Origin of the sequence: Beijerinckia sp. 28-YEA-48 (genome assembly GCF_900104955.1) — a bacterium.
Taxonomy (GTDB): domain Bacteria; phylum Pseudomonadota; class Alphaproteobacteria; order Rhizobiales; family Beijerinckiaceae; genus Terripilifer.
The window spans coordinates 578816-601534 of sequence record NZ_FNSI01000001.1 but is presented as its reverse complement, the minus strand read 5'-3'; the positions used below and the strand labels follow the sequence as shown (position 1 = coordinate 601534).

Below are 22719 nucleotides of genomic sequence, written 5' to 3'. Positions count from 1 at the left end.
TATACAAGCGGCGATTGCTTTAAGTTGACGGTTCTGAGGTCTGCCGATGGAACGTCTCACAAAGCTACGTAAAACAGCACTGCTTATCATAGCGGTGATTTTGCTGTTCGCGAGCTTCGTCGGCTTGATCGGCCTCATCCTGATTCAGGAACGGTCCGATGCTGTCGACCGCGCCAAGCTGCATTTGAGCAATCTGCGCTCGACCGCTGAGACCAGCCTGGATAGCCTCATTCACTCCTTCGAACTCTCGCTCGACGCTGTCGTCTTTGGGCTGGAGAAGTTCGACATCACCAGTTATCCGCCAGCCGTTCAGCGCGCGATTCTATTCGATCGGTCGGCACTGGCGCCGCAATTCGGTGGGATCACCATCCTCGACGCGCACGGGCGCGTGATCATGAATTCGCGCAACGAAGCCTTGGGCCTGGGCGAAGGAGAATTGGCCACAGCAACATTGCAGGATCGAAATTTCTTCGAGGTTCACGCCAAGCGAGACGATGTTGGACTCTATGTCAGCGAGCCGTTCCAGCGTCGCACGACGGGAGAATGGGTCATCATGTTCTCCCAGCGCGTCACTGCCGCCGATGGTGGCTTTGGCGGGGTTGTTGCTGGCGCCCTCAAGGTGTCCTACCTGCAAGACCTCTTGAACCGGCTTGATCTCGGACGGCGCGGCAGCGTCTTGCTGCTGCGCACCGACGGCACTTTGCTAGTGCGCTCGCCGAACATCGCCGACACCACGATCAGCCTTCCCGCCAAAGATCTGTTGCAAATCGTCGCCCGCGAAAGCCGCGGCGTCTTCGAAGTCAAATCACCCGTCGAAGATCGCCTCTATGCCTATGCCCGGCTGGATAAACTGCCCATCGTTCTGGCCATTTCAGAATCCAAGTCAGAGATTCTGGCCGATTGGAAATGGCGCGCCATGATCATCGTGCTGGCGATGGTGCTGCTCCTCACCCTTGCCGCGATTCTGCTGTTGCGCTTCTCCAGTGAACTTGACCGGCGCCGGGAGGCAGAACTGGCGTTGCAGAAAGCCGCTCGCCAGCTCGAACATCTGTCGCTGACGGACAGCCTCACTGGTCTCGCCAACCGGCGCAGTTTCGACCTCGCCTTCGAACGGGAATGGGCGCGCCACCACCGCGAGCGCACGCCCTTCTCGCTCCTGTTGATCGATATCGATCATTTCAAAGCCTATAACGATCACTACGGCCATCCCGCTGGCGACGGCACGCTCTCCCGCGTCGCGCGTATCATCGAAACCGAAGCACGCCGCCAGATCGATGTCGCGGCCCGCTATGGCGGCGAGGAATTCGCCTTGATCCTGCCCGACACCGATGCCGATGGCGCCTGTGCGGTGGCCGAGCGCATTCGCGATGCCCTCGCCCAACAGCAGATCCAGCATAGCCATGGCGTCACCGGCATGCTGACGCTGAGCATCGGCGTGGCGACAGTCGACAAAGCCGACACCAATTGGGATGCGCGCAAACTGCTCGAAGCCGCCGACCTCAGCCTCTACGAAGCCAAGAATGCCGGCCGCAACTGCATCGCCACTCGGCAAGCCCGCGGTTTCGGCACGATCGTCGCCGCCTAAAGCAAATTGCGTTTGAAAACCGCACTGGAATTATGCGTCGAGATGAAATTCGACGGTGATCTGGCCGCTGCCGCTTGAGGGAAAATACGGGCACAGCTCTTCAGCTCGCCCGGCATATTTATCCCAACCCAACACACCAAACAGCATATGCGTGTCGACCATCAGGCCCTCGCCGTTGCACTTGGTCGAATAGTCCGGGAGCATCCGACAGAACTCGGCGTAACGGCGCTCGCGCCACAGATCGAGGACGCGCAGATCAACCTGCCGGTTGAATTCGCTGCCGACCACATCCCATTGGCCGTCGCCCACCTGCTCGTTGCTGACGAGCTTGTGTGAAAGGGAGCCACTGGCAAGCACCGCCACCCGATGGGACGAGGCTTCGACCGCCCGCCGCACCGCCATGCCGAACTTTCGATTTTCCTGCCATGTGGAGAAGATCGGCGCCGCGACGGCAATCACTTTAAAGTGCCCGTCCTGGTTCATGTAGTGCATCGGAACGATCGTGCCATATTCCAGCGGCAGGGTCGGCACATGATGGGCCATGACGTCAAGCCCATCCTTCTTGGCTTCCGCCGCGATCGCTTCCCCCAACTCAGGATTGCCGGGATAATCATAGGCCATGTCCTGAATCATGTGCGGCGCCTCATGTGAGGTGTATGTGCCGACATGCCGGGCATTGGCGTTCATGTGACAGCCGAAATTCGAGATCCAATGCACATCGAAAATGAGGAAGGTATCGGCCGTGCGGGCGCGGGCCCGTGTGCCCAGTTCGCGCAAAGAATGGATGGCCTCCGCACGCTGCCCAAACAGTGGCCCCGGGCGTTCCGAAATCAGGATCGAAGGTACGTGTGTGATCTTCGCCGCGAGAACAATCTCACCCATCGACGCCCACCCTCCATGCGCATCGACAGCACTATGCAGAGCGGCACGCCTGCTGGCAATTCACGAGCAAACTTGGGAGACTGGCGGACGCCTCAAGGCGAGCCAGCCACGGGCGACGATCGAGCACAATGGCCGAGCGTAACGAGCCGGATCAGACCTTCTGGCGGGCCGACGAGCCGTCTTTTTCCCGGCTTCGGAAGCGCAGAACGGTTCCGGTCGAACTGGCGCGCTTGCTGATGCGGCTGCGGCCCGTGCTGGTCAGCACGAAGCGGCCGCGGTCGCCATCCCAACGCATCAGGTCGGCCTGCACGGCGAGCTGACGGATCACCATCGTGGTCGGGTCCTGAACATGGGGAGGCGCAACGTCACCGTGCGCATCGACCTGTTTCAGCGCCTCGATCAGTTTCAGTTCAGGAAGATTAGTCATGCCCCTATACATGCGCCTGCCGAACCGATTCAGCAAGTCCCAATCCGGCGGATTCAGTCCCTGCGCACGGCGGTGCACAAAATAGCTCAATAGACTGAAATAAAACAAATTACTGTCATTAGACTATGTTCTGGTCGGTTGATCGCTGTACCTTGGCAGGCTGGAGGATATCGTCCCGCTGCACACCGGAACACCAGGCCGCTTGCTCGCCGGACGGGACAGGCCTACACCTCTCCCCGGCGGCGCGAGCGCCTTCCCTTCAATCCTTGTACGACACAGCTCCTGCGGTCGTCTTTTCTGGAAGCTCCACCTTGGCAAGCAAAAACAAAAAATCGAGCGACAGCGAATTCGTACTGTTCGACGTCACCTATGAGGACGGCGCCATCCGCTCGAACCGTCGCGTCCCTTCGTCCGCTGTGGGCGGCCTCGACGGCGACAGCCCGGCCAAAACCATTATCGAGGCCCAGGATCGGGAAATCGCGGCTCAATCTGGCCAGCCGCCCCGGATCATCAAATCGATCAAGCGTTCGGGCAAGAAGTGAGCTGAAGCAGCCGCAAGCTGCTCGCCCAAACTGCTTGCCAATGCCTAGCTGAAGAAGATCAGCGTCAGCAGCACGAAGATCGGCAACAGCAGACAGCCAGACCACAGCATATAGCCAAAGAAACTTGGCATCGGGATGCCGCGGCTCTCGGCGATGGACTTGACCAGAAAATTGGGCGCATTGCCGATATAGCTGTTGGCGCCCATGAACACCGCACCAGCGGAAATCGCTGTCAGGGTCGAGGCCAGAGGTCCCATCAGCTGTTGCGCATCGCCGCCGGCAGCGTTGAAGAACACCAGATAGGTCGGTGCATTGTCGAGGAAGCTCGACAATGCACCCGTCAGCCAGAAATACATGCCGTTGATCGGCAGTCCGTCCGGCGTGGTCACCAACCCGATGACGGTGGCCAAAGCGCCCTCGCGCCCGGCCTTCAACATGGCGATCACCGGCACAATAGTGATGAAGATCGCCGCGAACAGCTTCGCCACTTCGACCACCGGCTCAAAATCAAAGCCATTGGCCACACGTGTGCCATGCGGTGTGGTCGCGAAGGAGACATAGGCGATCAGCAACAACAGTACGTCGCGTAGAACATTCTGCACCTCCAATGTCACCGACAGAAAATGGAGTTCGCCCAGCTTCAAGCTGCCGCTCGCCAGCACCACTGCAAGAACGGCTGGGATCAACAACAGGTTGCGGGTGCCCTCGATCGACAGCGCGCTATCCGGCGTCGGGTCCGGCCGGGTGCGGCCTTCCTTCCTATAAAGATAGAAATCGATCACAAAAAAGAGCGCCAGCAGAATGGCGCAGGTGAATGCCATGGGCGCCAACAGATGCACCAAGGTCCACGAAAAATGGACGCCCTGAAGAAACCCCAGGAACAGCGGCGGATCGCCAAGCGGCGTCAACGATCCACCGATATTCGCGACCAGGAAAATGAAGAAGATGACCACATGCACATTGTAGCGGCGGTCGTCATTGGCGCGGATCAGCGGTCGGATCAACAGCATGGAGGCACCCGTCGTCCCCATGACACTCGCCAGCCCAGTACCAAGCGCGAGCAGACCGGTGTTTAACAGCGGCGATCCATGCAGATTGCCGCGAATATGGATATGCCCCGTCACGCAATAGAGGGTGCCGATGAGGATCAGGAAGGGGATATATTCCAGCGCCAGCGTGTGCAGCAGCTCATGCCCCGTCAGACCCGGACCAAAAAGGACGGCAGCAGGCAGCAGGAAGGCCAGCGCCCAGAAGGCGGAAACCTTGCCATAATGATGGTGCCAGAAAGTAGGCAGCGCCAAGGGCATCAAGGCGATAGACAGCAGCATGCCAACGAAAGGCAGCACCCAGACAACGCCAACGGCTCGACCATCAAGCTGCGGTTCGGCAGCGAACGCCGGCGTGCAGCACAACCCGCAAACCAGAACCAGAAGCCGGCAAACTGCCTGCTGAATTCCCGACACACCAAGCCCCAGACGTTTCTTCCCGGATGAGTCTGGCAATTATGCGGAAATTCCCCACGAGCGCAAAGCCGCCCTAACAGCTGCGTCAGGCATGTGTTTCGATCGGGTCGAAATAGCAATTGCCGGGCTCGAGCCCCTGCGCGACCAAACTTTCGCACATCGAAGCGCAGAAGCTTGACGACCCGGCCAGATAAACATGAAAGCCTTGGAAATCATCGAAGGTATTTCCAATTGACGTCCGCATTTCCCCAGTTTGCGAGGAAGCGCTGGCTGCCAGATCAATGGCAACAGCGCGCCACTGAAAATTACGGTACGTGTTTTGTAAATCCGACACTCTGGAAGCCGTCGACGCATCTGCACGAGCGTCCCCGAAGAAAACAATCTGCTGCGCCATGCCGCTTTTCAAAGCTGTTTCGGCGATGGAGAGCAACTTGCCGCGATCGGCACCGAGCCCCACCAGCAGGATCGGCCCGAAATGCTCCTCGCGCAGATAGGCCGAGCCGAACGGCCCCTCTACGCCAATGATCGCGCCCTCAGCCAGACCGGCAACGAACTGGCAAAACAGATCGCCGGAAACATGGGGCAAGTGAAACAGCAACTCCTCGTCATCTGGCCGGTTCACCATACCCGCTTCCACCGGCGGATAACCATCGAACGACAGTCGCGCGAACTGACCAGCGCTAAAATGGAACGGCTCGGCGGAGCGATTGCGCAAACGAAGCGCAATAAAATCGGTCGATGGCGAAACGGATAGGACCTCATAATCGAGATCTCGCAGCACATGGCTGACCTCGCCATCCAAAACACCGATGGAGATGACGCAGTCAGTCTGCGGTTCGGCCTGGCAAGCGAGAATCTGTCCGCCGACGCGCTCCTCCTCGGTCAGCACGAGCGGATTATAATAGGTGCCCAAATCGACCTGGCCACTGATCAGCTGCGCCTTGCACGCCCCGCACTGCCCTTGCTGGCACATGAACGGATAGTCGAGCCCGGCATCGAGCGCCGCCTGCAGGATGGTATCGCCATCCTCGACGACGATTTCCCGGTCAAACTGTTCGATCCGCACACGCTTCGACATACAGTTCCTCACTGCGTCATGATCGGCAAAGCCTCCAGCCGGCGGCTGGCGGTTCTGTTCATGAAAACGACCTTGTCGGACACCAATCGATAGTTCGGAAAGCGTGCCAGGAATTTGCTGACAGCGATCCGAAGCTCCATGCGCGCCAGGCTGGCGCCGAGGCAATAGTGAACGCCATGCCCAAGCGTGACATGCCGGTTGGGATTCCGCGTAACGCGCAATTCATCTGGTGCCTCGAACTGCGCCGGGTCGCGATTGGCGGCGCCCAGCATCAAATGCAGGGTCTGGCCCGCTTCAATGCGATGGCCATCGACCTCAAAGCCCGTTCGCGCGGTACGAATGCCCCGCTGCGTCGGTGCCTCGTAGCGCAAGAACTCTTCCGCAGCGAGGTTGATCAGGGAAGGATCGGCCTTTAGCTTTTCGAGCTGATCGGGAAATTGCTGCAACCGCCACAGCGCCATGGAAATGGCGCTCCGCGAGGTTCCGCCCCCGGCCGTGAGCATCATATTACAAGTCGCCAGCACTTCGAGATCTGACAGATTCTCGCCATCGACGGTGGCCTGCACCATGGCGCTGATCATGTCGGCGCGCGGCCGCTGCCGCCGCTGGGCAATGATCGGCATCAAATAGTCTTGCTGCGCATCGAGAATCTGTCGCTGCTCCTCGGCTAGTGCCTCAGAGTCTGGATTGACCGGCTGAAACAGAAAATTCGAGCAACGGTCGCTCCAATGCCGGACCATCGCCTCGTCCGATTGTGGCAGGCCGAGAAGATCGAGCATTACCTGGACGGGAATGCGCGCCGCAAAGTCGAGATAAGCGTCGAAGCCATCCTGCTCGGCCAGACTGTCAAAAAGTGCATCGACCCGCGCCTCGATCTTCGGGCGCAATTGGTCGACCGCGCGCGGCGTCATCGCCTTCATGAACAGCGCCTTCAGGCGATCATGATAGACATCATCACGATAGAGCAACCAACGATTATAGTGCTCGACAATGGCACTGAACCGCTCGGAATTGGCGCGCGGCAGATAGGAATAGAGCGTTTCCAGCCGATCGACACTGAGATCGCCACGCGTCTGCAATGCGAAGACATCTTCGTAACGGGTGAAATACCAGGCCTGTGCCCGCTCCGACCAATGGACCGGCTCGGTTTCGCGCAAACGTTGATAGACCGGATAGGGATTCTGCACGGCCTCCGCCGAGAAGATCCCGTAGCTTTCACGCGGATCATCGAAAATGCCTACGTGCGATTTCGTGTGCGGTTGCATGACAGAACTCCCCGCGCCACGGCGATGCGCCGCAGCGTTCATGAGGCGGACGGGAACAAACCCGTCCGCTCTTCGATGTTTGACTAGCGAGCCTGCCAGGCCTGCGGAAACACGTCCGGGATGTCAGGAAATTGCCCTGCCGGATATTGCGGATCGCCAGGGATACGCATCGTTGCCGGGCGCGGATCCCACACGGCATCGCCGCCCATATAGCGCACGGAGATCGCCGCCCGTCGCCGACTTGGCGAGAAATTGCCCTCGGCGCCATGCACGGTCAGCGGATGATGTACGAGGCAATCACCGGCCTGCATTTCCCAGCTCAGAAAGCGGTGTTTGCCATCGCTTCGTTCCTTGCTGAAATCCGGGCATTCCTCAAAGTCGCTTTTGAAATGCGGATCGTTGTCGGGGATCGCGGCGCGATAGAATTTGCCCCATTTATGGGAGCCCGCAATATATTCAAGCGCGCTATTCTCGCTGTTGACCGAGGTCAGCGCCACCCAGACCGATAGGATATTGGCGCCCCGCAGAGGCCAGAACGGCAGATCGTGGTGCCAGTCCGTCTTCTCCGCCGTCTCCGGTTCCTTGACGAAAACCTGATCGTAGAACAGCGACACCTTGTCGAGGCCCATCAGCCGAGCCGCGATCTGCGGACACGGCGAGTCCAGCGCGAAGGCGCGGAAATCATCGTCCCAGCGCCAGACGAAAGAATTGATGTGAAAACGTCCCTTGTCCCCTCCCAGGGCTTTGGTGACTTCGCGCTGCCGGGCATCGGGATGGCTCGCATCCATCGTCCGGTTGATCGCCGTATTCATGCGTTCGATCCAATCCTGATCGAACATGCCACGAAGACAGATAACGCCGTCTTCGTTGAATTTCTTGATATCACTTTCGCTAATGTCGTTGAGTGGCTTACGGTTCATCGCTTTCTCCCTCCAAGATCTGCGGACCATTAGTTCAAGACGTGCTGCAACGTCCGTGCTTCAAGGGCCGCCGGCAGCGACCTGACAAGCTCATCCAGTTCGTCAGGACTGTTGGCCGTTCCAAAAACATATCGATCCGGCCGCAGGACGATCCAACGCGCTCCGGCCTGCGCAAGCCATGGGGCGAGCGCAGCATCGGCGATAGACACCATGCCGACAGCCGCGCAAATGTCTTCAACGGATTTGAACAGATGCGGCGGGATCGCTGCCTCACCGACCAACGCGAAATTTTTTCCAGCGACATCGTCGATCAGTCTGCCATCGCTCAACCGTGGCTGCGCCAAGATTGTGCCGGCAACACCTTTGCCCTGATGCAGGCCTGGCCCGAGCGGTGGTGAGAGGTTGACCATTTCTTCTGGTCCGGTTTCGAGCAGCGCCTTGTCACGGGCAGCGGCAACCTGCGGATCGGTCGTCTGAATGATGGAACCGAGCCGCACCGCCTCCTGAATGTAGGCGCGGACATGGGCGTGGCGCTCGCTTTGATAGCTGTCGAGTAAGCCTTCGGAGGCGCCATTCACCACACGCGCCAGTTTCCAGCCGAGATTCGCTGCATCGCGAATGCCCGCGCACAATCCCTGGCCCAGGAACGGCGGCGTCTGATGAGCGCTATCGCCGGCAATCAACAAGCGGTTGCCGCGCCATTTCTCGGCGATCAGGGAATGAAAAGTGTAGAGTGCCCGACGCACCAGCTCGCCATCCTGAGGCGTGACCCAACGCGACAGCAGTTGCCACACATTTTCCGAACGATCGATCGTCTGCGGATCGTCACCGGGCATGACCATGATCTCCCATCGGCGCCGACGCCCCGTGCCCCGCACGCAGGTAATCGGTCGCGCCGGATCGCAGAACTGCACCGTCGCATCGGGTAAGTTGATATCTCTCGACAACAGAACATCGACGACCAGCCAGAGCTGATGCAGGCCGAAATCCTCGAAGTCAGGGCCAATCGCTTGCCGGACCATCGACCGGCCGCCGTCGCAACCGACCACCCAACGGGCCAAGTGAGTGGACGTCGTCCCGCTGACCGTCTCTTGCGTCCGCAACTCGACATGGGTTTCCCTGTCGACGACCTGCAAGACATCGTGATTGAGATAGGCGCGAACAGAAGGAAAACGAGCAACGCCCGCGCGCAGAATGCGCTCCAGATCCGGCTGATGGAAAAGAAAATTGTTGGCCCAACCATGCAGGCCGATCTCATGCGCTGGCTTGCGCTCCAGGAGCAACTGCCCCTCGGTGTTGAAATATTTGATGCCTTTCGAAATGTGAACATGGGGCGCCAAGGCGTCGGCCACCCCCATCGACTGAAATATCCGCATCACTTCGCCATCGAAGTGGACCGCACGCGGCAGATGGGCCGGCTCCGCCTCGCGTTCGAATATCGCGACGGACAGCCCGTAGAGACCCAGCATATTGGCCAGCGCAACACCCGTCGGCCCGTAGCCGACAAGCGCGACATCGACCATGGATGGAGTGGAGGCCTCTGGCGCGTTCAAATCTCCGCCCCCATCTTTTCCCCAATGTGCCGCGCCGGATCGCTGATAATGGCGACTTCCTCGCTGATGCGCGCCGCACCCGTCTTGATCGTATCGGTCAGCTTGTCGATCTGGATCAGCGCCAGGCGCTGCTGCGTCAAAGCCGCGACGATAGAGCCGATAACCACCCCATCGATACCAAAGATCGGCGCTGCAACACCGGCAAGACCGTCATCAAGCTCACCATAGGACAAGGCAAATCCGGTCCGCCTGATGGCGCTCATCGTGTTGCGGAATTCCAGCCAGTTCTCGCCATAGCCGACCTGGGCCGCCAGTTCCGGATCGCTGTCATAGATGCGCTTCAAACGGCCCCGGGGCAGATGCGCGATGATGACCTTGGATCCCGCTCCGCGCAGCGCCGGCAACTGCCGCCCGCGCCCGAAGGAAATCAGCAGATGATCGCCCCCGCTTTCCTGATGGATCGTCACGATACGCTCGTCATAGCGGCGGATCAGATTGATATCGACGCCCGTGCGCGCGACGATGTCGCGAATGATCGGCAAGCCCGCCGACAACAGCGGATCGGCCTGACGGATCAGCAGATCAAGTTCGACCACTCGTGGCCCGAGCGAATAAAAGCCGTCGCCGAAACGCACAAGCAGCCCGGTCTCGACCAGTTCGCGAATGTAGCGATAGCCTGTCGGGCGCGAATAACCGCAATGGTCGATCATCGCTTCGGCGCTCCACACCATGCGCGCAGGCGTGAACAAATCCAGCAAGGCAAAGGTGCGCGACAAACTGCTCGATGGCCGCTCGCGCCGCGCAGCCGGCCGCTCATCCCGCGGCGGCGAAACAGCTTTCGTTTCCTCTGACGACTTATTTCGTTGTCTCATATATTGATAATACAATCTCTCAACTCGCAATCGTCAAGTCAATTTTGTTCCTCAGTATCATTATTTGACATTCAATGATTCCTGTCTATCTTTGACGACAGATCGTTGACCAAGCGCTCGAGGGGAGCCCTTTTGTCGGCGAGATATTCAAAGGGGGGAGCCATGCACATCACGCGACGTGCGCTGAAGGCGCTTATTCCAGCTTGCGCCGGCTTGATCGCCATGACCGCATTTGCCGAAGCGCAAACGGTCAGACTCCGTTTCGCAATCTTCTCCCCCGACACCGAGCAGACCTATCTCACGGTCTTCAAACCTTTCGCCGAAGCGGTGAACAAGGAAAACGCCGGCGTCGAAATCGAGCTCTTTCCCAATGGCGCCTTGGGCCGCAATCCAGCGCAGCAAGCGCAGATGGTGCTCGATGGTGTCGCCGACATCGCCTGGGTCGTTGCCTCCTACACACCAGGGCGCTTTCAAGAGAACGAAGTTTTCGAACTGCCCGGCCTGTTCCGCGATTTGAAAGAGTCGACGATCGTCATGAACCGGCTGATCAACTCAGGCCAGATCAAGGGCTATGATCAGTTCTTCCCGATCGGCGTATTCGGCACCGCGCCCTATTCGATCCATACCCGTGAGCCGATCCGCACCCTCGCCGACATCAAGGGCAAGAAAATCCGCGCCGCTGGCGCCATCGAGAGCGAGACCGTCAAGGCACTTGGCGCCGTGCCCATCGGCATGACCACGGTCGAGATCCCGGAAGCCATCAGCCGCCGCACCATCGACGGCACCACGTCTCATCCCTCGCCGCTCTTCGACTTCGGCATCGCCCGCGTCACCAACGCGCATTATTTCATCCGCCTCGGCGTCGTGCCGCTGGCGATCCTGCTCAACCGCGCCAAATTCGACAGCCTGCCGAAAGCGGCCCAGGACGTCATCCGCAAATACAGCGGCGACTGGACGGCGGAGCGCTTCAACGATGGCATTACCGCCTATAACGACCTGCTGATGAAGCGTTTGGCCGACGACCCCAAGCGCACGGTGGTCATCCCGCCGCAAGCAGAACTCGATCAAGCGCAACCCATCTTCAACACAGTGATCGACGCCTGGGTGGCCAAACAGCCGCGCAATAAGGAATTGCTCGACCTCGTCCGCAAGGAAACAGCCGCCTATCGCGCCGGCAAATAGCGGAGGTCGCTGTTGTTCGACCGTATCGAGCAGTTTGGTCTGCGTATCACGCGGATGATTTCGATTGCCGGCCTGACCGCGTTGATGTTCCTCGCGGTCATGACGCTGGCGGATGGCCTGCTGCGCTGGCTGGCCAATGCACCGATCGACGGTGTGCGCGACATGGGCGGCCTGGCGGTGGCCATCGGTGTCGCCGCCTGCCTGCCCGTCGGACTGATGGAGCGCAGTAATATCACGCTGCACTTCCTCAACTCGCTCGGCGCGCCTGTGATCGGCCGGATTCTCGACGCCTTTGCCGCTCTGGTCACCGGCGTCGTCTATATCGCGCTCGCCTGGCAGTTCACGTCCTTCGCCGGCAAAATGGCGCAGGCGCATGAGACGACCTGGGTGCTGAAAATCCCCGTGGCGCCGTTCTGGTATGTGGTCGCAGCCATCCTATGGCTCTCGGTTTGCGTCCAAGCGATCGTTATTGTCCTCGAGGTCTACCACATCGGCACACCCCGCAAGGACAATCACACCGATTCCACCGAGGCCGTGCTTTGAGTCCGCTCGCCATCGGCGCTTTGGGGCTCGCCGCGCTGCTCGTATTGATGCTGCTGCAAATCCCCATCGGCATCGCTATGATCGTGGTCGGCGTTGCCGGCTTCGCGCTACAGGCTGGCTGGGCGCCGGCGCTGACTTTTCTCTCCAGCGAACCATCCGGCCTACTGTCGAGCCTCGATCTCGCTTCGGTGCCGCTATTTCTATTGATGGGCACCTTCGCCACCGCGGCTGGCTTCTCGGCCGATGTCTATAATGCGGCGGCAGCGCTCGTCGGCCATCGGCGCGGCGGCCTCGCCTATGCAACCATAGGTGGCTGCGCCACCTTCGGCGCCGTCTGCGGCTCATCAACCGCGACAGCGGCGACCTTCGCCAAAGCCGCCCTGCCCGAAATGATCCGGCGCGGCTACGCGCCAGGCTTTTCCGCCGCCACCATCGCGGCCGGCGGAACGTTGAAATCACTGATCCCGCCGTCGATCGTGATGATCCTCTATTGCATCGCCGCGAAAGCCTTCATCTTCGATCTTTTTGTCGCATCCCTCGTGCCGGCGCTGCTCGCCATCGCCCTGAACGTCGCCACCATCACGCTGATTGTGCGGTTGCAACCAAAGATCGCGCCGGTCTCCGCCAAAATGCCGTGGTCGGAACGTTGGCCGCTGATCCGCCGCGCAGCCCCTGTCGGCCTGCTGATGCTCATCATCTTCTGCGGGCTCTATAGCGGCATCTTCACGGTCAACGAGGCAGCCTCCGTCGCGGCGGTGCTGTCGCTCGCCTTCGCCCTCATGCGCAACCGCTTGAGCCTCGACTCCATATGGCTCGGCATGCGCGAATGCGCCAGCGCCACGGCGATGATCTATACGATCATCATCGGCGCCTCGATCTTCTCCTATTTCATTTCCCTGGCCCGCGTGCCCGAAGCTTTGATCGAGATGATCAATGCCGCGCAAATGCCCGGCATCGCCATCATCCTGTCGCTGCTGGTGGTCTATCTCATCCTCGGCTCGGTCTTCGACGAGATTGCCGCCATGCTCATCACTCTGCCCTTCGTCCTGCCGGTGATCGACAAGCTCGGCTATGACGTGATCTGGTGGGGCGTGATCAATGTGGTGGTGATCGAACTGGGGATGATCATCCCGCCGATCGGCATCATTGTCTTCATCCTGCACGGCATGGCGCCGCAGATTTCGCTCTCGACCATCTATCGTGGCGTCGCACCGTTCATTGCCGCGGATCTTCTGTTGCTGCTGCTTCTAACGCTCTTTCCGGCAATCGCTCTGTGGTTGCCAAAGCTCCTGCAAGGTTAGAACATGGATCATCCCTCCCCCACCGACATGGATGGCCGGACAGAACCATGAGCAATGTTTACATCATCGGCGTCGGCATGACGCCTCTCGGCAAGCATCTCGACAAATCGGTCAAACAATTGACTGCCATGGCGGTGAACGCCGCCCTCACTGACGCCGGCGCCCGGCAAGACCAGATTGAAGCAGCATGGTTTTCCAACACGCGGCAAGGGGTGATGGAGGGACAACATGGCATTCGCGGCCAATGCGCCCTGCGTGCCATGGGTTTTGAGGAAATCCCGATCGTCAATTGCGACAATGCCTGCGCCAGCTCTTCCACCGGCGTCAATCAGGCATTCGCCGCCATCAGCGCCGGCCTGAGCGAGGTTGCCCTCGTCGTCGGTACCGAGAAGATGAACTATCCGGAAAAGCGCGAGCTGATGTTCGAAGCCTTCCTCGGCGGTATGGACCGCGAGATCGCCAGCGATCAGATCAAACAACTCCTGGCGCTCTCGGCGGACCTCCCAGGTGCACCGGCACCGCTGGCCAATACGGGCGAGCACAGCATCTTTATGGATAGCTACGCCGCCATGGCGCGCCATCACATGAAGCTCTACGGCACCAGCCCACAACAGATCGCAGCGGTGGCCGCCAAGAACCACTGGGTCTCGCAGTTCAATCCACTGGCGCAATATCGCCATCCAATGACAGCCGACGAAGTGCTCGCCGACCGGATGGTGAGCTGGCCGCTGACCCGCTCCATGTGCGCACCGATTTCCGACGGCGCGGGCGCCATCATCATGTGCGCCGAAAGCGCCCTCGACCGTTTCGATCGCAAGCGCGCCATCCGCGTTCTAGCGACGCAGCTTGCCAGCGGCCGCAAGCGCGCACCTGACGATTACGAAAATCACGTCGGCCGCATCGCCGCCAAGAAAGCCTATGAACAGGCCGGTGTCGGCCCGTCCGACATCTCGGTCGCGGAGGTACACGATGCCACGTCCTTCGCCGAAATCCGCCATGTCGAGAATCTGGGCCTGTGCGCGATTGGCGAAGGCGCCAGGTGCGCCGAGCGCGGCGAAACCAAGCTTGGTGGGCGCATCCCCGTCAACACCTCCGGCGGCCTGATCTGCAAGGGCCACCCGATCGGCGCGACCGGCGCCATCCAGCTGCATGAACTGGTGACGCAATTGCGCGGCGAAGCGGACAAACGCCAAGTGCCCAATGCCCGCATCGCCATTGCCGAAAACGGCGGCGGTTTCTACGATGGCGAGGAAGCGGTCGCCGCTGTCACCATCCTGAGCCGGTCGTGAGGGCCTGACCATGGACTGGGCGAAGATCCGTAGTAATGGCACCATCGGCGCATTGATCGTCGACTGTATCGAGCGCTATGCCGAGCGCATCGTCCTCATCCAGGATGATCGATCGATCACCTATCGCGACCTTGGCGCTCAGATTGCCAAGGCCATCGGCCTATTCAAAAAACTCGGTCTGCAACCAGGAGACCCCGTGGCGCAACTTTCCGGCAACCGGCCGGACGTGGTCGCCATTATCGCCGCCGCTTATATCTATGGGCTGCGATCCGTGACCCTGCATGCCACAGCCGGCATCGCCGACCACGTGCATGTCCTCGCCGATTGCGGCCCAAAACTGTTCATCGGCGAGAAATACTACGCGGAACGTGTGCGCAATCTACAGGCGCAGAGCCCGCAGATCCCCCATTGGTATTCGCACGACGCTGACGATTCCATTCCCAGCTTCTGGCACGAGGCAGCCCTTTGCCCGACCACACGTTTGGAAGCGCGGACATCATCCGAGGATATCATACGCCTCGCCTATACGGGTGGCACGACCGGACGCGCCAAGGGTGTGATGCTGTCGGATCGCACCTTGATGACCAATACGTTGAGCTGGCTGGCCGGCATCCCGCTACCTGATGGCGTGCGCTATCTTTGCCCGGCTCCGGTGTCACACGGCGCCGGCTCGCTGGTCTTTTCGACGCTGGCACGGGGCGGCTGCGCCATTCTGCTGCGCGGCTTCAACGTCGAAACATTCGTCGACGCCGCGCGGAAGCATCAGCCGGAACTGACCTGGCTTGTGCCAACCATGATCTATGACCTCATCGACAAGGCCAAAGACCGCGCTGGCGACCTCGCCAGCATTCGTGCCCTCGTCTATAGCGCAGCGCCGGCCGCGCCCGCCCGCTTGCGCGAGGCCCTCGACATGCTCGGCCCCGTGCTGATCCAGTCCTACGGCCAGACAGAAGCGCCCAATACGGTGCTGATGCTGAACCAGAACGATCACGTCAGCGGCGACATCGCGCGTCTCAGCTCCGCCGGCAAACCCTATCCGGGTGTGCAGGTCGCGCTGCTTGATGATGACGGCAATCCCGTTGCCGATGGCCAGGCCGGCGAAATCTGCGTGCGCGGCTCCCTGGTGATGAGCGGCTATTGGCAACAACCGGAGCAGACAGCCGAAACCCTTAAAGGCGACTGGCTGCACACCGGCGATGTCGGCTACCGCGACGCCGACGGGTTCTACTTCATCGTCGACCGCAAGAAGGACATGATCATCTCCGGCGGCTTCAATGTTTACCCGCGTGAAATAGAAGATGTCTTGACCCAGCACCCCGATGTCGCCGCTGCGGCCGTCTACGGCATACCAGACCCAAAATGGGGCGAGGCCGTCACCGCCTGCGTGCGGCTGCATGCCGGCGCCACGGTTTCGACCACCGAACTGATCGCGCTTGTGCGCCAGCACAAGGGCCCGGTGCATGCGCCGAAGTCTCTGGCCGTGGTTGAGGAAATTCCACTCACGCCGCTTGGCAAGCCCGACAAACGCGCACTGCGACAAGCACATCACACATAGGGAGGGACAATCCATGGCACGCGATCGCCGTTCGGTAGGCCACTTTCTGCGCAGCTCTTTGACCGCACTGGCGATCCTTTCCGCCACCACCGGGCTCACTAAAACCGCGCAAGCCCTGGAATGGCCGACGCAGCCCATCCGTCTGATCGTCGGCTTTATCCCCGGGACAAGCCCCGACATCATCGGCCGGATCGTCGCCGACAAACTCGGGCCCCGCCTCGGCCAGCGCATCGTCGTCGAATCCGTGCCCGCAGGCGGCGGCACCGTTGCCAATGCCATGGTCGCCAAGGCGCCACCGAACAGCCACATGCTGCTGATGTTGACGGCGTCCCACCCCGGCACGGTCGCGACACGGAAGTCCCTGCCTTACGACCCCGTGAATGACTTCGCCATGGTCACTAAGGTCGTCGCCTATCCGATGGTGCTGTTGACCAAACCGAACTCGCCTATCAAATCCTTCGACGACCTCATCGTCCGCGCCAAAGCGGGACCCGGCACATTGTCCTGGGGCACGAACACTGTCGGCAGCATTCACTATCTGCTGGCGCAATTGATCAGCAACGAAGCCGGCATTTCGATCGTCTCTGTGCCCTATCCAGGCAGTCCGCCTTCGATCCTCGATCTGCTGGGTGGCCGTATCGATGCGATGTTCGATACCGCGACATCGTCTTTCGCGCGCATTCACGAAGGCGAGTTGCGCGCACTCGCGCTCTCCGCGCCAACGCGCTATCGCCTGGCGCCCGATATCCCGACCATGAACGAAACCCTGCCCGGCGTCGAAGCCATGTCCTGGCTCGGCTTCGCCATGGCACCGGGAACGTCGCCGGCGATCATTGATTTGGTCAATAGCGAGACGCGCGCCGTGCTCGCCATGCCGGAAATCGAAACGCAATTCAGCCGCCTCGGCGTCATGCCCGATCCCTCGAGCCCGGACGAAATGCGGAACCAGATCGAGCAAGAGATCGCCTTGTGGACCCGAACGGTCGAACAGCAGCAGATCGAGAAGCGATAGCACCGTTGGGTGCAGTCACAATTATTCCGCGATAGATGGGGAACGAAATTACATGGCACATCTGATCCGCCAAATGGGTCATATCCTGATGGCAACGACAAAGCTGAAAGAGTCAGCCGCTGATCTCTCGGACATTGTCGGATTGCGCGTCACCCATAGTGAAGCCGACACGGTCTATATGTCCTCAAATGAGCGCCAGTATGAGGTGGTCTATCGACAGGCCGAAGAAGCGGGCGTGATGGCAATTGGTCTCGAAGCCATGGATGCTGCCGCCGTCGGGGAGGCACAGCGGCGTGTGCAGGCTGCGGGTTTCCGCATCCTCGACGATAAGCCATTGTTGCCTGGTATTGCCCGCGCCTTCCGCTTCGCCACGCCTTTCGGCCCGGTGTTTGAGATCCACACGCCCGTGCCGCGCAACAAGGCCGCACGCTATATTGGACCAGGCAACCGTCCGCGCCGCCTCGAACATGTGAATGTACGCGTTGCCGACATGCCCGGCTTTCGCGATTTTCTCACCAGCGCACTTGGCATGAAGATCTCAGACCGCACGAGCAATGACGAGCTGATCTGGTTTCGCGGCTGGGACGGCTTTCATCACACGATCGCTGCCGGCCGTGGCAACAATCTGCATCATTATGCTTTCGACGCTCATTCCTTGGAAGATCTTTCCGGCATCGCCGATAATCTGTCGGTGAAAGGCCGCACGCTACTCTGGGGCCTCGGCCGACATGGCGCCGGCGACAACATCTTCTCCTATTATCGCGATCCCAACGGCTGCGCCGTCGAAACTTCGGTAGGATTGGCCCGGATCGAGAATGATGAATTGTACGAACCGCGCACCTGGGATCTGCAGACCAGCCTCGTGCGCAATCTCTGGGGCGTGCCGTCGCCAGCGGAGTTCAATGCGGCTGGAATTCCCTATCTCGTCGGACAGTGACTGACTTTGTCAGAACTCAAGCGGATAGATGTAGAGGATCGAAATGAACGTGAGCGCGAAACCGCCCAACACAACGACGCAGAGCCACATCAGTTTGTCGTCGTTCAGATTTCTCATGGCTGATCCTTATCGCAATTGGGAACGAGCACGTGATGCATCATCATCGCAACATATAGGCTCGGCCTTTTAACCAAAAGTGAAAATCCACGGAGTACCGCGCTCGCACCGCATTTCCGAGGTCGTATATCTGCGAAACTCGTGCTCCCATGCAAATTGACTTTGACAAGTATCAATCCGCGCGCCGCGCCACTCATGCAGCGGCACAACTGTCGATTCTGCCAGAATAATATCGCCCCTTCATGACATCGAGAGCTGACGCCAACATTACATAGTTGCCGTGCCACTATGACTTTCGTCACATACCTATCGGAAAAATCGGAGCGGAACGCGCGTCAGAGTTCCATTCGCGCGAGACGACAGATTTTAGCCCCATAACGCCAATGTTATGCCCGATATATCGGGATTGTGCGATCACCCACGCCTTTTAAGAAACTATAGTCGCCACACTGGGAGGTTCCATATGACCCGTGCGTCTATTGCCATCGATTCCACTCTGCTCAACTACATCGTGAACAGCTGCCCGCCGGAACATGCGGAACTCACTCACCTGCGCGCCACGACCAAAGAAATGCCGCGCGCCAGCATGCAGATCGCACCCGAGCAAGGCCATTTCCTGAGTTTCCTGGTCAAATTGGTTCAAGCGCGCAATGTGCTCGAAATCGGCACGTTCACCGGCTACTCCTCGCTAACCATGGCCCTCGCTCTGCCTGCGGACGGCAAAGTCGTCACCTGCGATCGCAGTGCCGATTGGACCCGCATCGCCGAAGATGCCTGGAAGCGCGGTGGCGTGGCCAACAAGATCGAGCTGCGCCTCGGCGCTGGCGTCGACTCGTTGAAGAAGCTCGAGGCGGAAGGCAAGACCGGCCATTTCGACCTCGCCTTCATTGATGCGGACAAAGAAAGCTACGATGTCTATTATGAGAGCTGCCTCGTTCTGGTACGTCAGGGCGGTTTGATCGTTCTCGACAATATGTTCCGAGAAGGTCGCGTCGCCGACCCTTCCGTCGACCATAGCAGCGTGACCAGTATCCGCGCGCTCAATGCCAAGATCGCAGCCGATGAACGGGTCGACCGCGTCCTCATTTCTGTCGGTGACGGCATGATGCTGGTCCGACCCCGCTAAGCGGAACCGGCCTGCAGCGCCGGTCAAATCTGAAACGCCTAATGAGACTTTGGATCGACCAGATCCATGGTCTTTTGTTTGAAGACAACAAGCGGCTATTTTTTCGCCTGGGTCTGATCGAGGCCGAACTGAGCGCGATCGACTTTGTCGCGGTTCTCCGTCCCAAGCGCCTTCAACCGCAGATGCTCCCACGGCCGATTGATATCGAACTCCTCCGGCGTGAATAATTCCGCCGCATTCATAGGAACGATACTGGGGGACAGCATCATCGCCTGCATCTGCATGCGGGCATTGATGTCGACAAAGGCGGCATAGACCACGGCCTGTTTGATCGAACCACCGACGACCACATTGCCATGCCCACGCAGCAAGGCAACTGGATGCGACGACAAGGTACGGGCCAGCGCTGCGCCTCTCGCCATATCCGTGATCTGCAATCCGCGATAGCCAGGCTCGCAAGCATCCCTGATCTCGAAATTCGGCGTCTCCGGCGGCAGAAAGCCGGCCTGTGCGATCACCGGCCGCATCGAAATGTCGGTCAGACTGAGCGGGATCACCGCCTGCGAATGGGAATGAATCACCGACATCACATCCGGCCGGGCCTTATAAATCTCACCATGGATATAGCGCTCGCCATTCACGCGGCGCCCCTGTGGATCGATCGGCTGGCTGTCCGCCACGCGTAATTCAAGAATATCGTCTTTCTCGACAAGCGCCGGCGGCATCGCACGCGGGACCAGGAAAACATTTGGATCCATGGTCGAACGGAAAGAGACATGGCCGAAACTGTCGAGAATGCCTTCGTTCACGAGAACCCGGTAAGCCGTGACGAGATCCTCCTTCCGCTGCGCATCCTGATCGATACTCATATCCTGTCCCTATCCTGCCATGTGAACCGCATGTCCAACCGAAAATCCCGTTCTGTCATTCATCCCAGACGAAATATCTCACGCGGCGTCTTGTGCAACCGTTCGACCTTGCCCTGTGGCGTGATCAATAGGTTATCGCTGCAAGTGACGAACAAGCCCTTGCGCATCACTAGAGGATGCAGACCCATATTCATGCTGGGCCCAAGCTTCATGGTCTCATCCTGCCTAATCAGCGGCCGCTCCACCACGTCATAGCCCTGGCCATGGCAATGAACACGGCGCTCTGGCGGAAAGCCGCGCGCCTTCATATAGGCATTGTACTCCGCGAATATCTCGCTGCACGACGCGCCAACCTTCAAAAGACTGATGGTGAACTCCTGCGCCTCAATGATCGCGCTAAATACATCCTCAAGTTCACGAGGCACTTTGCCCAAGGCAAAATAGCGCCCGACATGGGTAAACTCGCCCCCTGCCCCGCTGTTCTCGCATTGAAAATACATAACGTCATTTTCGCGCAGCTCGCGGCCATGCTCGATTCGGCGGCGAATGAGAATGGGATCGCCCTCGGCCGCCGATGATCCCAGAAAATAACCGGCCTCGCTGCCCATCATCTGACCGACATATTGGCCATAAGCCATCACTTCAAAGTCCCGCATACCGGGTTTGATATGAGTCCGCACCTTCTCAAGGATCGCGTCCTGCATCGCGGCCGTGCGGCGGATCAGCTCGATCTCTTCGGCGCTCTTGGTCGCCTTCGCTTCGTCAATTTGCGATGTGATGTCGACGAACTCGACATCACCGAGAAGTTTTCGAAGCCCAGTCGTCATGCTGGAAAACCACGTGTTCGGCGCCAGAATGCCGATACGCTGGAGCTTGCTCTTCTGCAATTCCTTGGCGACCAGTTCCGCGTCATAGTCGGCAACATAATTGACGGCTGGAAAGCTCGGGGCCGTGAACCGAACCCCAACACCCGGCGATGCCGGGTCCTTGTCATCGAGCTGGGCTACAGCATCGAAATCGCCATGCATCACGATCGTGCTCAACCCCTCGCGCCGAAAGATGACCGTTTGCGGGTATGAGCTCTGCACCGGAATGCCGGTCAGCCAGCGGAAATGCCCGCCCATGCCGGTGATCATGTTCGCGGCCTGACACAACAGAAGATCGATACGATGTTCGCGCATCATATCACGAACAAGCGCCCAACGGCGTTCGAGCTCGGAACGCGAGATGGGGGAACATTGACGTTCGTCGATGGGCATCATGATCTCCTTAAGCAAAGTTCGGCCTGCACGGTCCTGGCCGCACGCTGCGCCAGTTCCGCCTGATTTCGAATGGGATAGCGGGAGGCGCCTAGTGGCGCCGCATCAAGACGGCGCGTCTTTCACCCGGCGCGAGCTTTCAGGGCAGCAAGGCCTTCATGTCGAATGCCTTCGCGAACTTCCTGCTCGATCAAATTCCAGATCCGCTCCGTCAGTTGCGTAAATTCCGGCGTGCGTTTGACCGACAGCTCGCGTGGTCGCGGCAGATCGACCACGATCTCCTCCTTGACGCGGCCAGGCCTGGCCGTGAACACGATGACGCGATCGGAGAGGAAGACCGCTTCGTCGATCTGATGCGTGATGAGCAAAACCGTTTTCTTGGCCTGCTGCCAGATGCGCATCATCTCTGCCTGCATGATCTCGCGCGTCTGAGCATCGAGCGCCGCGAACGGCTCGTCCATAAGGAGGATATCGGGATTGACCGTCAGGGCGCGCGCAATATTAACGCGCTGGCGCATGCCACCGGAGAGTTCATGCGGATAGTATTTTTCGAATCCGGCCAATCCGACGAGGCGGATATGATCATGGGCAAGTTTCCGCGCTGCCTCGTCCAATGCGCCACGTATCTCAAGACCGAGCCAGACGTTCGCCTCCACCGTCCGCCACGGCATCAATCCATCTTGTTGGAACACGAAGGCGCGCTCTGGCCCGGGTCCCGTCACTTCCTTATCGTTGACAATGACAGAGCCGGACGTCGCCCGGATGAGACCGTCTAAGATGCGCAACAGCGTGGTCTTGCCGCACCCTGACGCACCGACAATGCTGACGAACTCGCCGTCATTGATCGACAAATTAATGTCGCGCAGCACCTCAATCTCGTTTTCGCCCTTGCGAAAAACTTTGGATATTTGCGATGTCGTCAGCTTGGGAACGGCCACGATG

21 protein-coding genes are annotated in these 22719 nt (G+C 59.5%); 10 read left to right on the top strand and 11 right to left on the bottom strand.

The genetic code is table 11. The annotated features are described in order from the left end of the window. The first annotated feature begins 46 nt into the window (after window positions 1-46). On the top strand, window positions 47-1585 hold the full coding sequence (locus tag BLW50_RS02770) for a GGDEF domain-containing protein (RefSeq protein ID WP_090697081.1): 1539 nt from the start codon (window positions 47-49) through the stop codon (window positions 1583-1585). 30 nt (window positions 1586-1615) lie between these two features. Here BLW50_RS02770 and hpaD read toward each other — a convergent pair whose 3' ends face one another. After that, a complete protein-coding gene (hpaD, locus tag BLW50_RS02765) occupies window positions 1616-2467 on the bottom strand; it encodes a 3,4-dihydroxyphenylacetate 2,3-dioxygenase (protein WP_090697078.1) in 852 nt (283 codons plus the stop codon). A 151-nt stretch (window positions 2468-2618) separates the two neighbouring features. Beyond that, window positions 2619-2894 carry a hypothetical protein gene (locus BLW50_RS02760; protein ID WP_090708597.1) on the bottom strand — a complete coding sequence of 92 codons (276 nt, stop codon included), beginning with the start codon at window positions 2892-2894 and terminating at the stop codon, window positions 2619-2621. Between the two features lie 311 nt (window positions 2895-3205). On the opposite strand from BLW50_RS02760, the gene BLW50_RS02755 reads away from it, so the two are divergent. Further along, window positions 3206-3436 carry a hypothetical protein gene (locus tag BLW50_RS02755; RefSeq protein ID WP_090697075.1) on the top strand — a complete coding sequence of 77 codons (231 nt, stop codon included), beginning with the start codon at window positions 3206-3208 and terminating at the stop codon, window positions 3434-3436. Between the two features lie 44 nt (window positions 3437-3480). Here the strand turns inward: BLW50_RS02755 and BLW50_RS02750 are convergent, their stop codons facing one another. The 6 genes from BLW50_RS02750 to BLW50_RS02725 form a co-directional block, all read right to left on the bottom strand. Beyond that, window positions 3481-4899, bottom strand: a complete 1419-nt coding sequence (locus BLW50_RS02750; protein WP_244544118.1) for a sodium:proton antiporter — start codon at window positions 4897-4899, stop codon at window positions 3481-3483. Between the two features lie 85 nt (window positions 4900-4984). Further along, entirely contained in the window at window positions 4985-5965 is a 981-nt protein-coding gene (locus BLW50_RS02745; RefSeq protein WP_170849959.1) for a 2Fe-2S iron-sulfur cluster-binding protein, read from the bottom strand. A 20-nt stretch (window positions 5966-5985) separates the two neighbouring features. Then, window positions 5986-7242 carry a cytochrome P450 gene (locus BLW50_RS02740; protein ID WP_170849958.1) on the bottom strand — a complete coding sequence of 419 codons (1257 nt, stop codon included), beginning with the start codon at window positions 7240-7242 and terminating at the stop codon, window positions 5986-5988. An 83-nt stretch (window positions 7243-7325) separates the two neighbouring features. Further along, the gene (locus BLW50_RS02735; RefSeq protein ID WP_170849957.1) at window positions 7326-8162 is read right to left on the bottom strand and encodes a phytanoyl-CoA dioxygenase family protein; all 837 of its coding nucleotides are present in this window, start codon (window positions 8160-8162) and stop codon (window positions 7326-7328) included. A 29-nt stretch (window positions 8163-8191) separates the two neighbouring features. Further along, window positions 8192-9715 (bottom strand): bifunctional 3-(3-hydroxy-phenyl)propionate/3-hydroxycinnamic acid hydroxylase MhpA, encoded by a 1524-nt coding sequence (locus tag BLW50_RS02730; protein WP_210186021.1) that lies wholly within the window; start codon window positions 9713-9715, stop codon window positions 8192-8194. Continuing rightward, window positions 9712-10491, bottom strand: coding sequence for an IclR family transcriptional regulator (locus tag BLW50_RS02725; protein WP_170849956.1), 780 nt, complete (start codon window positions 10489-10491; stop codon window positions 9712-9714). Before BLW50_RS02725 ends, BLW50_RS02730 begins: the two co-directional genes overlap by 4 nt. 258 nt (window positions 10492-10749) lie before the next feature. Between BLW50_RS02725 and BLW50_RS02720 the strand changes: the two genes are divergently transcribed. The 8 genes from BLW50_RS02720 (at window position 10750) to BLW50_RS02685 (ending at window position 19649) form a co-directional block, all read left to right on the top strand. Next, window positions 10750-11769, top strand: a complete 1020-nt coding sequence (locus tag BLW50_RS02720; protein WP_090697058.1) for a TRAP transporter substrate-binding protein — start codon at window positions 10750-10752, stop codon at window positions 11767-11769. 12 nt (window positions 11770-11781) lie between these two features. Next, window positions 11782-12312: a TRAP transporter small permease gene (locus tag BLW50_RS02715; RefSeq protein WP_090697055.1), complete on the top strand. Its 531-nt coding sequence runs from the start codon at window positions 11782-11784 to the stop codon at window positions 12310-12312. Further along, window positions 12309-13613: a TRAP transporter large permease gene (locus BLW50_RS02710; protein WP_090697053.1), complete on the top strand. Its 1305-nt coding sequence runs from the start codon at window positions 12309-12311 to the stop codon at window positions 13611-13613. The genes BLW50_RS02715 and BLW50_RS02710 overlap by 4 nt, the downstream gene beginning before the upstream one ends. A 47-nt stretch (window positions 13614-13660) precedes the next feature. Beyond that, window positions 13661-14902, top strand: a complete 1242-nt coding sequence (locus tag BLW50_RS02705) for a thiolase family protein (RefSeq protein WP_090697050.1) — start codon at window positions 13661-13663, stop codon at window positions 14900-14902. Window positions 14903-14912: 10 nt separating this feature from the next. Beyond that, the gene (locus BLW50_RS02700; protein WP_090697048.1) at window positions 14913-16457 is read left to right on the top strand and encodes an AMP-binding protein; all 1545 of its coding nucleotides are present in this window, start codon (window positions 14913-14915) and stop codon (window positions 16455-16457) included. A gap of 13 nt (window positions 16458-16470) precedes the next feature. Next, entirely contained in the window at window positions 16471-17469 is a 999-nt protein-coding gene (locus BLW50_RS02695; protein ID WP_170849955.1) for a Bug family tripartite tricarboxylate transporter substrate binding protein, read from the top strand. 52 nt (window positions 17470-17521) lie between these two features. After that, the gene (locus BLW50_RS02690) at window positions 17522-18406 is read left to right on the top strand and encodes a VOC family protein (protein ID WP_090697043.1); all 885 of its coding nucleotides are present in this window, start codon (window positions 17522-17524) and stop codon (window positions 18404-18406) included. A 580-nt stretch (window positions 18407-18986) separates the two neighbouring features. Continuing rightward, window positions 18987-19649 (top strand): O-methyltransferase, encoded by a 663-nt coding sequence (locus BLW50_RS02685; RefSeq protein ID WP_090697040.1) that lies wholly within the window; start codon window positions 18987-18989, stop codon window positions 19647-19649. 95 nt (window positions 19650-19744) lie between these two features. Here BLW50_RS02685 and BLW50_RS02680 read toward each other — a convergent pair whose 3' ends face one another. The 3 genes from BLW50_RS02680 to BLW50_RS02670 all read right to left on the bottom strand — a co-directional run bounded on the left by BLW50_RS02680 (window position 19745) and on the right by BLW50_RS02670 (window position 22715). Then, window positions 19745-20518: a class II aldolase/adducin family protein gene (locus tag BLW50_RS02680; RefSeq protein ID WP_090697038.1), complete on the bottom strand. Its 774-nt coding sequence runs from the start codon at window positions 20516-20518 to the stop codon at window positions 19745-19747. A 59-nt stretch (window positions 20519-20577) separates the two neighbouring features. Continuing rightward, window positions 20578-21777, bottom strand: a complete 1200-nt coding sequence (locus BLW50_RS02675) for a M24 family metallopeptidase (RefSeq protein WP_170849954.1) — start codon at window positions 21775-21777, stop codon at window positions 20578-20580. A 122-nt stretch (window positions 21778-21899) separates the two neighbouring features. Then, window positions 21900-22715: an ABC transporter ATP-binding protein gene (locus BLW50_RS02670; protein WP_244544117.1), complete on the bottom strand. Its 816-nt coding sequence runs from the start codon at window positions 22713-22715 to the stop codon at window positions 21900-21902. Between the last annotated feature and the right edge of the window lie 4 nt (window positions 22716-22719).